A 12562-nucleotide genomic window follows, 5' to 3' on the forward strand; every position below is an offset into this window, starting at 1 on the left:
GATGACCAATATCGCAGCCTTCCTCTACCTCGTCTCCGGCGTGCTCTTCATCCTGGCGCTGCGCGGCCTGTCGCATCCGGCCACCAGCCGCAAGGGCAATCTCTACGGCATGATCGGCATGGGGATCGCGATCCTGACGACGCTGGTGCTGGCGACCCCGAATTTCGGCGGCTTCGTGCTGATCATCCTTGGCCTTGCCATCGGCGGCAGCGTCGGCGCCTATGTCGCCCGCACCATCCCCATGACCTCGATGCCGCAGCTCGTCGCGGGTTTCCATTCGCTGGTCGGCCTTGCCGCCGTGCTGGTCGCGGCCTCCGCGCTCTACACGCCTGCTTCCTTCGGCATCGGCGAGATCGGCCACATCCACACCGAGGCGCGCATCGAGATGGCGCTCGGCGTGGCAATCGGAGCGCTGACCTTCACCGGCTCGATCATCGCCTTCCTGAAGCTTGACGGACGCATGTCCGGCAAGCCGATCCTGCTGCCCTACCGGCATGTGATCAATGCCAGCCTGCTGGTGCTGATCGTGCTCTTCATCATCGGGCTTGCCGTCACTGAAAGCCATTTCGACTTCTGGGCCGTCGTGGCGCTGTCGCTGGCGCTCGGCGTTCTGCTGATCGTGCCGATCGGCGGGGCCGATATGCCGGTCGTCGTCTCGATGCTGAATTCCTATTCGGGCTGGGCCGCGGCCGGCATCGGCTTCACGCTCGGCAATCTGGCGCTGATCATCACGGGCGCGCTCGTCGGTTCTTCCGGCGCGATCCTCTCCTACATCATGTGCAAGGGTATGAACCGTTCCTTCGTCTCCGTCATCCTCGGCGGTTTCGGCGGCGAGACGGCGTCCGGCGGACCTGACACATCAGACAGGACGGTCAAGCTCGGCTCGGCCGAGGATGCGGCTTATCTGATGGCAAACGCATCGAAGGTCATCATCGTGCCGGGATATGGCATGGCGGTCGCCCAGGCCCAGCATGCGCTGCGCGAGCTCGCCGACAATCTCAAGAAGAACGGCGTCGAGGTGAAATATGCGATCCACCCGGTGGCGGGCCGTATGCCCGGCCACATGAACGTGTTGCTCGCCGAAGCGAATGTTCCCTATGACGAGGTTTTCGAGCTCGAGGACATCAACTCGGAATTCGCCCAGGCCGACGTCGCCTATGTCATCGGTGCCAACGACGTCACCAATCCGGCGGCGCGCGACGACAAGACCTCGCCGATCTACGGCATGCCGATCCTCGACGTCGACCGGGCAAAGACCTGCCTCTTCGTCAAGCGCTCGCTCGGCTCGGGTTATGCCGGCATCGACAATACGCTGTTCTACAAGGACGGTACGATGATGCTGCTCGGTGACGCGAAGAAGATGACCGAGGATATCAACAAGGCGATCGCGCACTGATCGACGCAGATACAGCCGCCCTTCGGGCGGCTGTTTGATTCATGCGGCAGGCCACGGCAGTCTGCCTTGGCCGGGCCGGCCGCTTTCGTCAGGTCTCCCCCGGCACGAGCGTCATCTTTTCGACGCCGATCGCCAGGTTCAGGCCTTCCTGAGCCTGGACGTTCAATGGCTGCAGCATGAAGGCCTTGTTATTGCCGCCGGCGATGACCTTGGCGCCGGCCCCTGCACCGATGCTCGCATCGGCACCGATCCCGTAATATTCGCCGGCAAGGGCGAATTGCGGAATATCCGTCCCGGTCTTTGCCAGCACCTGCCAGATCATGACGCTCTTGCCGGTCTGACCGATATCGAGGCCGAATTTCTCGATTTTGCCGGCATAGACCGCCTTGGCGCCGCCGGCCGCCGGCGTATAGGTGCAGATGAGGTTCTTCTGCGAGGTGACGATCAGACCTTGGCCGCCATCCGATCCGCAGACAAGACGGCCAAGCGTGACATAGTTTTCCGCGCCCGCCGGGCTCCCCCAGGCAGCGGCCGTCAGTGCCGCGGCTGCGATCATCGTTTGCTTGAACATGGTCTTTCTCCTTTGGAACGACCTGTCCGAAACGGGTGGAGGTAGCGAATGTTCCGGGCGCGGATTCAAACTTAACGCGTCTGAAGAGACGCGCGGCGCTCTATTCCCGCTCCAGCGTGGCGCGCTGCGCCGTCAGTACCCATAACAGGCCTTCGGGCCGGAAATCGATCTCAACCGTGCCGCGAAAGGCGGAGGCGGCATGGGCTTTGATAACGGTCGTGCCGAAGCCCGAGCGCGATGGCTGCTCGGTGACCGGCGGGCCGCCTTGCTCTTCCCAGGTGAAGCGGAGCAGGGCATCCGGCTTGTCTTCCTCCTTGAGGTCGCGCCATGCGAAGCGGACCCGGCCTTGCGGTACGGAGAGCGCGCCGTATTTTACCGAATTGGTGGCGAGTTCATGCAAGGCGAGGCCGAGATTCTGCACGGCATCCGGCTTCAGCACGAAGTCTTTGCCGCTGATGTCGATCTGCTCGCGCGATTGCGGGAAGGCCTGCAGATGGATGTCGACGACCCGCCGCAGCGACACGCCTCCCCATTGTTCGCTGGTCAGGAGCTCGATCGAACGCACCAAACCCTCGAGCCGGTCGGCGACGGCGGCGCGGAAGGACTCGACGCTGTCGGACTGCTTGGCGAGCTGGCGCATCATTGCCTGGGCAAGCGTCAGAAGATTCTTGGTGCGGTGGACGAGCTCGTGCATGACGAAACGCAGCCGGTCCTCGGTCTGGCTACGATCGAAAGAGGCATTCGAAAGGGCAATCGCCACCTGGTTCGCCTCGATGACGCTGGTCTCGACTGGCGAGACGATATGGCCTTCGCCCATGCGGTTCGCCATGTCGGCGATATCGCGGATGGTGGTGCGCACCTGTCTTGCGACGGCATAAGCGCCTAGCACGGCGACGAGCACCAGTGCCACGCCGCCGATGATGAGGAAACGCCAGGTGCTGAGGATCGATGCCTGGGCGATCGGTCCCCAGATCACCGTCTTCCACGACCAACCGGGAATTTGGGCATAACCGAGGAGCATGTGCGGCAGGATTGTCTCGTCTTGGAAGACGCCGCGGGACACGGTGAGCGCCGGCAGAATGCGCGGGTCGAAGGGCGTGCCGGGTTCGAGGTTGGCAGGGCCGGTGGCCGCGACGACGTGGCCGCTCTCATCTATGACGGCGGCCGACCAGCCGGGCGCAAGGCCCTCGGTGGTCACGAGCTTGCCCAGATCCTTGGCGTCCTGCGTGATGATAAGGGCCGCGACCGGATCATTCTTCCGTGGCAGGGTGACGTTATAGACCCATTCGCCGCTGGTCCAGCCGCGAAAGACGTCTGATGCCTCGATGCGACCAGAAGCCATGACCGCTTCGAGGGCTGTCATGTTCGCCGTCTTGCCAAGCGGCGTGCCGAACGCCCGACGCGTGTTCAACAGCTGCTGGCCGGTGCGGTCGACGGCAATGACGAAAAGCGTGTTGTCTCTGAGGGCCGTTTCCGTGCGCTCGTGGAAGGAGGCGAGATTGCCGTTTTCAAGCTCGGGCGAACTCGAAAGCAGCCGCAGGGTCGTCGCCATGTCCTGAAGCTGGCGGTCGATGATGCGTGAAAGGGCAAGCGCATCCTGGGCCGTCTCGCGCTTCAGCGTCGAACGCTGGTTGTCCTCCAGCTGTAGCAGAAGCAGCGCCACGAAGGCGAAGATCGGCAGTGCGATCGCCACCGCCATGGCGACGAGGTAGGTTCCGATCGAGGCTTTCGGAAAGAACAGCGCGACGATCTTCATCTGTCGCAATTCAAAATGTTACAGCGCCCTTTGCGCCTCTGAAAAGACTCGCGGCGCTGTAATGCGCGTGGCCCGCAACGGTTTTCGCTTGCGGCCAGGACAGCAAAGATCCGCATCTCTCGCAAATCGCCCCCAACACGTGTTCGACCGCTCGATAGCGGGCTATCGAAGCAGGTCCATGTTAGGGGGAGCAAGAGCAGGTTGCAACATACTATGACAGGCATCGACGACGACGGACGCTTTTTCGGCGTCTCGTCTTAATGTCGGTGCGCCGCCTTTGCGCCACGTCGCTTCCACTGCCTGGCGTGGCACGATATCACCTCGATGATATCCAGAGCCGGAAGATTCGATTGAATCATCAGGGCCTTTGCCGGCGTCCGATGGGTGGTGCGACCGGCAGGTGGCGGTTGCGGGCCGCCCGATGCTCAGGGCCGCCCAATTATATCTTTAGCCGGCTGGGGCGACGCCGACGCGGGCAAGGCCGTCGCGAGCCGGCTGGTATTTGGGGTCGAGGCCGATCGCGTGGCGATAGGACCGGGCGGCCTTTGCCTTGTCGCCGCGGCGTTCGTAGACGAGCGCCTGGTTGGCCCAGGATTCGGCGATGTTGCCGTTGAGCTCGATCGCATGATTGAAATCGGCAAAGGCGTTGTCGTCGTCGTTCAGCGCAATATAGGAAATGCCGCGGCCATTATAGGGCTCGGGTGAATTCGGCGCGAGCGAGATCGCTTTCGAGAAATCGTCGATTGCCTTATCCTGCTGATTACGCTTCTGATAGATCAGGCCACGATTATGATAGGCGCGGCCATCGGTGGTGCCGAGCTGGATCGCCTTGTCGAAGTCGTTGAAAGCCTGATCGTCCTGGCCGGCCATCCGGTAGACATTGCCGCGACCGATATAGGCGACATCGTAGCTCGGATTGATCTGCAGGGCGGCATTGTAGTCGCCAATCGCCTGGGCCTGCTGGCCCATATTGCGATAGACGAGAGCGCGGTTGGCGTAAGCCTGGAAAAACCGCGGATTGATCTGCAGCGCCGTGTTGAAATCGTTCAGCGCCGGGCGGAACTGGCCGGCGCGGCCATAGGCGGAACCACGGACGTTGTAACCTTCCGGATCCCTCGGATTGGCGTTGATAACCGCCGTCAGGGAAGCGATATTCTCTTCCGAACCCTGCGCCTTATCGATGCGGATCACGGCATCCGAGGTATTGGTCGTCTCGCAGCCGGCGAGGCCGAACATTGCCGCCAGCGCCAAAGCGGGCAGGAATGCCGTTTTCTGCAAGCGCAAAGCGCGGGACGGATTGAAGGTGTTGACAGCCATTCGGGCTCGCTTTCCCCATGCGGCATATCCGGTGCGCGGATATGCGATCTTCAGCGGCAAACTAAAAAAGCGGCGGCGAACCCATCGCCCCCGCCACAATGCATCTGAAAACGTCGAAAAAACGACGGAAACGCTCAGCGTGCAACCAGACCTTCGCGCTGGGCGCGCTTACGGGCCAGCTTGCGAACGCGACGAACGGCTTCGGCCTTCTCGCGAGCACGCTTCTGCGACGGCTTCTCGTAGTAGTCGCGCATCTTCATTTCGCGGAAAATGCCTTCGCGCTGCATCTTCTTCTTGAGAGCGCGGAGAGCCTGATCAACATTGTTATCGCGGACAAGTACCTGCACGAGAATCACGTTCCTTTGGTTGGTTGATGCCGGAGGCGGCGCAGCGGCCAGAGGCAAAACAATAACGTTCGCGCGGCCGGGGCCTTGCGATTGGTGATGCGAAATAGCAGATTGGGTACGGGAAGTCTAGACGGGATATGGGCGGCGGCGGAAAAATCACGCTTCGCCTGATATCCGGTCATGATCGGGCCGGTTCGGGCGCAGCTTCATCCAGCGCGGCAATTGCCTCCTTGAGAGCGGTTCTGACCCGGAGGCGGTCGGCAGGCTCCAGCCGGCTCATATCCAGATGCAGGTCAAGGCCCGAGAGATGCTCGCTGAGAACACGGCTCTTGTGGTCCGCACCGAGGGTCAGCCCATCCACTGCATAGGGCACGATCTCGCGCTGTATGCCCTTCATCGTGATCGGCGGCAGCGGATGGGCGTCGACGATTTCGTTCACCAGCGCAAAGGTTTCATAGCTGATGACAATCTCTCCTCCCTGGGCGATCGATTGCAGCCGGGCTGCGAGATTGGCCTCCGCCCCGATGATCGTATAGTCCATGCGGTCGCTGCTGCCGAAATTGCCGACGTTGCAATAACCGCTGTTGATTCCCATGCGGACGACGAAAGGCTCTTCTGTGCCATTTCTGCGCCATCTGTCCTTGAGTTCGCCGAGACGGCGCTGCATGTCGACGGCCATGCGCAAACACGCTTTCGCGTCCTCCTCCGGCCCCTTGGTTTCGGGATCGCCGAAGAAGACCAGCATCGCGTCGCCGATGAACTTGTCCACCGTGCCGCCATGCTCCAGGGCAATGTTCGACATCTCGGTCAGATATTCGTTGAGCATCTCCGTCAGGGCTTCCGGCTGCAGACGCTCGGTGGTCGCCGTGAAATCCTTGATGTCGGAGAAGAAGATCGTCAGACGCTTGCGCTCGGTATGGACGACCACGTCCTTCTGCCCGGAGAAGATGCTCTTGTAGATCTGCGGTGAGAGATAGCGCGAGATCTTCAGGGAAACGCTGGCGAGGAATTCGTTCGCCGCTTCCAGATCCCGGTTGGCGCTGTGGATGGTGCGCGTCTGCTGCCGCTGGAGCACAATGAAGCTGATGCCGATGAAGGCGACGAAAAGGAAATAGCAGAGCAGGTATTTGAAGGCGAAGACGTTGCTCGCATAGGGCTGCCGGATGATGACTTCCTGAATGCCGCGCACATCGCCCACCTTCCAATCGGTCTTCGGGCTTTCGGGATGGCCATTGTGGCAGGCAACGCAGGCCTGGCCCATGACGACAGGGGTGATGAGCCGCAAGGTATCGGTCAATCCGACACGGGTGAGGTCGTTCAGCGTCTGCTGCGGATTGGCGCGCAAGGCAGCGAGCGCATTCTTTTCGAAGTCGTCGAGCTCGTGGGATGCGCGGCTTTTGAACGGCAGGTCGGAGACGAAACGGTAGGTGATATTGGCCTGCTGCTCCTTGATGACGTCGCCGAGCTCCAGGGAAAGCGTGGCCGGCAGCGGGATGGCGCCTGGAATATTCGCATAATTGTGAGAGACGACCGTGCCCTCAGTCGTGCCGTTGGCGTGAGCGGCCAGAACGCGCCCCACGACATTCGTGGAATAATAGGAGCGGATGCTCGATATCAGCGAGCTCATATCGCGGGCCTGGCGGCGCAGGGTATTTCCCGAGAGATCGCTGATATCAAGCCAGACGGCGAGCGGCAGGCCTGCGAGCATTGCCAGCACGACGACAATCAGCCAATAGCCGCTGCGACGCGCGGCGGTTTCGGAAATCACGGCGACCTTCATTCTTCTCTCGAAAAAGCATCCGATTTTCGATCGTTACAAGAACATTTCGCCGCGCACCGGGCAAGGTCGAAGCCTCGTCGTCCAGGCAAAAGCCGGGTGAAAACTGGAGGCGTAGCCGTATTCATGGCGCTTCTCCGCCGCCCGGCGGAGGTGACCGAAAGGAGAGTGCCCCGGAACGCAGGTGCGAATGGCATTTGGATGGAAAGCGGCGTAGCCTGTCCGCCGGCAGGTGCGGGTCGCCCTGCCGGCCGTGGGAGGGGACACCCGGTGAGATCATGACGCGCGCGCAGCAAATCGGTGTCGTTCTCGGTCTGGCGATCGTGACTGCGCTTACGATCCTTCGAGCAAGTGATCCCGGGATCTTCAAGTTGATCCGCGGCGTGACCTTCGACGAGTATCAGCGGCTGGTTCCCAGGACCTTCGAGCCGATGCCGGTCCGCGTGATCGACATCGACGAGACTTCGCTGCACGAATTCGGCCAATGGCCATGGCCGCGGGACCGGATGGCGCTGCTGGTGGACCGGCTTTCGGAAATGGGCGCCTCGGCCATCGCCTTCGATATTCTCTTCGCCGAGCCGGACCGGCTGTCGCCGCGCAATGTCGTTCGCGAGGTCGCCGGGGTCGATCCTTCCCTTGCCGAGAAACTGCCTGATAACGACGAGATATTCGCCCGTGCAATTGCCGAAAAGCCCGTCGTGCTCGGCTTCGGACTTTCCAACGAGGGCAATTACCGGCCGCCGGTCAAGGCGGGTTTCGCCTTCACCGGCGAAAGCCCCGTCTCAGCCCCCCCCTATCTCGGTGCTTCGACGCCGTTGCGGCCGCAGTTGGAAGCCAATGCGGCGGGGCTCGGTCATATCAGCCTCAATCCCGGCAATCCCTCGCCGGTGGTACGGGCGGTCCCACTGTTCCTGACCGACGGCGAGCAGCTCTATCCGAATCTCGCGATCGAAGCGCTGCGTGTCGCACAGGGGGCATCGACCTACGTGCTATCAGGCGCACCCGATCGCGCCGGCATCATGACATCGGTAAAGATCGGGGATTTCGTCGTGCCGCTGACGGCGGCGGGTGAGCTTTGGCTCTATGTCACCCCCGACCGGGCGGAGCGTTATATATCCGCCCGGCAGGTGCTTGCGGCCGAAGGGGCCTCTCCAGATGTCGCCGCCGCCGTCGCCGGCAGCATCGTCTTCGTCGGGACATCGGCGGCCGGCCTGCAGGACATCCGCGTCACCGCGCTCGGCGAGAACGTTCCCGGCGTTTCGCTGCATGCGCAGGCCGTCGAGCAGATCCTTGCGGGCCGCTTTCTCTCGCGGCCCGACTGGGCGGACGGGCTGGAGATCCTGATGATCGCCGTGCTCGGATGCCTGCTCGTCGGGGTGACGACCTTCGTCAGTCCGGCCGTCGCGCTGGCCTGCGGCCTGCTGATCACAGCCATGGCGCTGGTGGCGTCCTGGCTCTCGTTTCTTTATGCGGGGCTTCTCCTCGATCCCCTGGCTCCGATCATCAGCGGATCGATCACCCATTTCGCCTCGACCTCGTTCCGGATCCTGGTGATCGACCGGGAGCGGCGCGAGGTGCGGCGCGCCTTCGGGCATTATCTTTCCCCGTCGCTGCTCCATCGCATCGAGCATTCCCGCGACGCGTTGCGCCTCGGCGGAGACGATCGCGAGCTGACGGTCATGTTCGTCGATGTCAGAAGCTTTACCGAGATCAGCGAGCGGCTGGCGCCGACTGCCGTGGTCGCGTTCCTGAATACCTTGCTCGATGCGCTGAGCCGCCATGTGGTGGCCAATGAAGGCACGCTCGACAAGTTCATCGGCGATTCGATCATGGCGTTCTGGAATGCACCCGTCGATGTGGCGGATCATGAAATCAAGGCCGTTCGCGCAGCGCTTGCCATGCGTGAAACGCTGGCCGAACTGAACGCCGGCGACGCCTTCGGCTTCGGGCCTGGACAGCAAGTCGGCATCGGCATCGGCATCCATACCGGTCTCGCCTGTGTCGGTAACATGGGCGCCAAGACCCGCTTCAACTATTCGGCGGTCGGCGATGCCGTCAATGTCGCGGCGCGCCTGGAGTCGTGCTGCAAGGAGGTGGGCTTCGATATCCTCATATCAGACAGCACGGCGAGATCGGTGCAGGGAATGGCGCTGATCGAGGCCGGCGCCATCCCGCTCAAGGGAAAGAGTAGCCGAACGCAGATTCTCGCCGTTGTCGGCGACGAGCGCGTCGCAGCCTCCGCGGAGTTCGCCGCGCTTACGGTCGTTCACGAGCAGCTGACGCAGGCGCTGCATTCGCATTCGAAAAACACGCGCAAGCTTATCGGCACGGCAAAGCTCAGGGCGGCGCAGGTGATCGGCGGGCTGGCAGAATTCTACCAGCGGATATCCGGCAGAAGCGATCACTTCCGCGAGGTGCCGGATGGCTTCGAGAAGAGCGTCGCCGATTGACGGCATCAGCGGTTGCGATTGAAATTCCGGCCCCTATCGTGGTTCCGGTCCCCATCACGATCGCGATCCTTGTCGTGATCGCGGTCACGGTCACGATCTCGATGATGCCCTTTATCGTGATAGTCGTGATCATCGTGCTGATCGTGATGTTCATGCCGGCCACGGCCATCATGCTTGTCGGGTTTATCCGGTTTGTCGTGATGCGGCTTGTCAGGCTTGTCAGGCTTGTCAGGCGTGGCCGGCCGCTCCTTCTGCGGCTCGGCCTGCCGCTGCGGCGGATCTTGCCTCTGCGGACTGGGTGCCGGCGCCGGATCGCGAGGAGGCGGGGGGCGGTTTCTGTCTTTTCTTTCCGGCGCGACGGAGGCCATATTGCAGCCGCCGAGCATGCCGATGCCGCCGGCAAGCCGCTGATTGCCGGAGAGGAAGGGGAGGGCGCGCTGATTTCCGAGCGTCTCGAGGATGCTGGGATCGACCCGGCGTGCTGCCGACATATCGCCGTTCGGCTTGGCCACCACGCAATCGCAGCGCTGCTGCAACTGCCGGCAGCCGCCCGGACCGCAGAAGCGGGCTGCGCCGTTCAGCAGCACGACGGCGGTCGTGCCATCCGGGCCGACGTAGAAATCGAAAGCGGTGCCGCGTACGCCGATCGTGCCGGCCGGTGTCAGGATCTGGTAGGCCGAAGAATTGGAACTGCCGCTGACCCAGCGGAATGTACCCTTTGCCGCCCTGATGGTGAGTTTCTTGACCGATTGGGAATCATCGAAGACATATTTGTCGATGACGACCGACGAACCCCAGCCGACCGCGAGCTTCGTGCCGTCACGAAACAGGAACTGGCCAAGCCCGGATTGCGATGTCTTGATGCGCTCGTTGCGATGGACGCTGGTGTCGACCTCGATCGGGCCGCTCTGTCCCGTCACTTCCGTCTTGATGACGACAGCCTGGCCGACCGGCTCGGCGGCGGGTGCCGGCGATGCGCTGCTTAACGCGATGCAAAGCGTCGCGACTGATACTGAGCGCCAACCCCACATGATACACGTACCCCGGAACACGCGATTGTTAACATTTTAGCAATTGCTTGTCTTCTAACCCTATTGGGTTAGGTCGCCGGCCGACGGTTAGCGGAAATGCCGCGGCTTGCGTCTTCCGCTTGAAGCGGCATTCTCTTCGGCGTGTCGAAACCAAAGCTCTCGCGCGTCGCAAAAGAACCGTTGTGCCGCATTTGGATTTGCGATTTGTATGAGCGCGGAGAACAAGCCCTTTCCCGAAGGAGAAGAAGGCGGATGCGGAAATATTCGGTTTTTGCCGTGGCACGGGAGGCCCTTCGTGGCCACAAGGGTTGGGAGAAGCAGTGGACTTCGCCTGAGCCACGCGCCGAATACGACGTCGTCATCATCGGTGCCGGCGGCCACGGGCTGGGTGCTGCCTACTATCTCGCCAAGGAGCACGGCATCACCAATGTGGCGGTGATCGAGAAGGGCTGGCTCGGCGGCGGCAATACCGGGCGCAACACCACCATCATCCGCTCGAACTATCTCTACGAAGAGAGCATGCACATCTACGAGCATTCGATGAAGCTCTGGGAGGGGCTTTCCCAGGAGCTCAACTACAATGTGATGTATTCGCCGCGCGGCGTGATGATGCTCTCGCACAATATTCACGACCAGCAATCCTTCAAGCGGCATATCCATGCCAACCGGCTCTACGGCATCGACAATGAATGGCTGACACCGGAGCAGGCGAAGGCCTATTGTCCGCCGCTCGATATCTCGGCCAGCGCGCGCTACCCGATCAACGGGGCGGCACTGCAGCGGCGGGGCGGTACGGCGCGGCACGACGCCGTTGCCTGGGGTTATGCGCGGGCGGCTTCAGACCGCGGCGTGCACATCATTCAGAATTGCGAAGTGACCGGTATCCGGCGCGGTCCGGACGGGCGGGTGACCGGGGTCGAGACCTCGCGTGGCTTCATCGGCGCCAGGAAGGTGGCGGTGTCGGCGGCCGGCCATACGACCACTGTCATGCAGATGGCTGGCGTGCGCGTGCCGCTGCAATCGAGCCCGCTGCAGGCGCTGGTTTCCGAACCACTGAAGCCAATCTTTCCCTGCGTCGTCATGTCGAACACGGTGCATGCCTATATCTCCCAGTCCGACAAGGGAGAACTCGTCATCGGCGCCGGCACCGACCAATATAATTCCTATTCCCAGACCGGCGGGCTGCAGATCATCACGCACACGCTCGACGCCATCTGCGAGCTCTTCCCGATGTTCCGGCGCGTCAAGATGATGCGGCAATGGGGCGGCATCGTCGACAATACGCCGGATCGTTCGGCGATCCAGTCGAAGACGCCGGTTCCCGGGCTTTACGTCAATTGCGGCTGGGGCACCGGCGGCTTCAAGGCGACGCCGGGCTCGGCCAATCTCTTCGCGCATCTGATTGCCCGCGACGAGCCGCACAAGTTCAATGCCGGCTTGACGCTGGACCGTTTCCGCAGCGGCCGGCTGATCGACGAGGCGGCGGCGGCGGCGGTGGCGCACTGATGTGGACGGCGGCTCTCCTCGCAATCGGGATCGACGGCGCGGCCATGCCGGCTGGTGACGTCTTTCCCGGCGCCGAGGATTTCCGCCTGCAGAAGATCCACAGGGCTGCCGGCGAAAGCGAGTGGCCCTTCGTCGCCGAGAGCGGCACGCTGCTTTGCGCGATGATCCTGCGCAAACCAGCCGTCTATTTCGTGCCTGAGGTCGGCGGAACGCCGGGACGTGCCTTCGTGATCGACAACGATATCGCCAAGATGGCTTTTGCGAATATCGGCATGACCGATGTGCTGGAGCCCTACGACAATTTCGAACAGCTTCTCAAGCGCCTCATTCCCTACGTAACGATGGGAAAGCGTCTCTGCAATCAACCTCCGGGAACCAATGTTTCCGGATCGGAACTCTAAGACGGGTAAC

10 protein-coding genes are annotated in these 12562 nt (G+C 62.2%); 4 read left to right on the forward strand and 6 right to left on the reverse strand.

Annotation, left to right across the window (positions count from 1 at the left end; translation table 11 throughout):
* Window position 1 precedes the first annotated feature (1 nt).
* Window positions 2-1396: an NAD(P)(+) transhydrogenase (Re/Si-specific) subunit beta gene (locus BS629_RS11615; protein WP_018243584.1), complete on the forward strand. Its 1395-nt coding sequence runs from the start codon at window positions 2-4 to the stop codon at window positions 1394-1396.
* A gap of 88 nt (window positions 1397-1484) precedes the next feature.
* Here BS629_RS11615 and BS629_RS11620 read toward each other — a convergent pair whose 3' ends face one another.
* The 5 genes from BS629_RS11620 to BS629_RS11640 all read right to left on the reverse strand — a co-directional run bounded on the left by BS629_RS11620 (window position 1485) and on the right by BS629_RS11640 (window position 7167).
* On the reverse strand, window positions 1485-1967 hold the full coding sequence (locus BS629_RS11620; protein WP_018243583.1) for a DUF992 domain-containing protein: 483 nt from the start codon (window positions 1965-1967) through the stop codon (window positions 1485-1487).
* A gap of 100 nt (window positions 1968-2067) precedes the next feature.
* Window positions 2068-3723: a sensor histidine kinase gene (locus BS629_RS11625; protein WP_077988239.1), complete on the reverse strand. Its 1656-nt coding sequence runs from the start codon at window positions 3721-3723 to the stop codon at window positions 2068-2070.
* 447 nt (window positions 3724-4170) lie between these two features.
* Complete coding sequence (locus tag BS629_RS11630; protein ID WP_018446048.1) at window positions 4171-5040, reverse strand: tetratricopeptide repeat protein; 870 nt, start codon at window positions 5038-5040, stop codon at window positions 4171-4173.
* Window positions 5041-5174: 134 nt separating this feature from the next.
* Window positions 5175-5387 (reverse strand): 30S ribosomal protein S21, encoded by a 213-nt coding sequence (gene rpsU, locus BS629_RS11635; protein ID WP_003585885.1) that lies wholly within the window; start codon window positions 5385-5387, stop codon window positions 5175-5177.
* Window positions 5388-5565: 178 nt separating this feature from the next.
* Window positions 5566-7167, reverse strand: coding sequence for an adenylate/guanylate cyclase domain-containing protein (locus BS629_RS11640; RefSeq protein ID WP_018243580.1), 1602 nt, complete (start codon window positions 7165-7167; stop codon window positions 5566-5568).
* 275 nt (window positions 7168-7442) lie between these two features.
* Here BS629_RS11640 and BS629_RS11645 point away from each other — a divergent pair, with 275 nt between their 5' ends.
* A complete protein-coding gene (locus BS629_RS11645; protein WP_018243579.1) occupies window positions 7443-9614 on the forward strand; it encodes a CHASE2 domain-containing protein in 2172 nt (723 codons plus the stop codon).
* A 5-nt stretch (window positions 9615-9619) separates the two neighbouring features.
* Here the strand turns inward: BS629_RS11645 and BS629_RS11650 are convergent, their stop codons facing one another.
* The gene (locus BS629_RS11650; protein ID WP_018243578.1) at window positions 9620-10645 is read right to left on the reverse strand and encodes a FecR family protein; all 1026 of its coding nucleotides are present in this window, start codon (window positions 10643-10645) and stop codon (window positions 9620-9622) included.
* A 252-nt stretch (window positions 10646-10897) separates the two neighbouring features.
* Between BS629_RS11650 and BS629_RS11655 the strand changes: the two genes are divergently transcribed.
* Both BS629_RS11655 and BS629_RS11660 read left to right on the forward strand, forming a co-directional pair.
* Entirely contained in the window at window positions 10898-12151 is a 1254-nt protein-coding gene (locus BS629_RS11655; RefSeq protein ID WP_018243577.1) for a sarcosine oxidase subunit beta family protein, read from the forward strand.
* The gene (locus BS629_RS11660; RefSeq protein ID WP_018243576.1) at window positions 12151-12552 is read left to right on the forward strand and encodes a hypothetical protein; all 402 of its coding nucleotides are present in this window, start codon (window positions 12151-12153) and stop codon (window positions 12550-12552) included. Before BS629_RS11655 ends, BS629_RS11660 begins: the two co-directional genes overlap by 1 nt.
* The last annotated feature ends 10 nt before the right edge of the window (window positions 12553-12562 follow it).

Origin of the sequence: Rhizobium leguminosarum bv. viciae USDA 2370 (assembly GCF_002008365.1) — a bacterium.
GTDB classification, from domain to species: Bacteria; Pseudomonadota; Alphaproteobacteria; order Rhizobiales; family Rhizobiaceae; genus Rhizobium; species Rhizobium leguminosarum.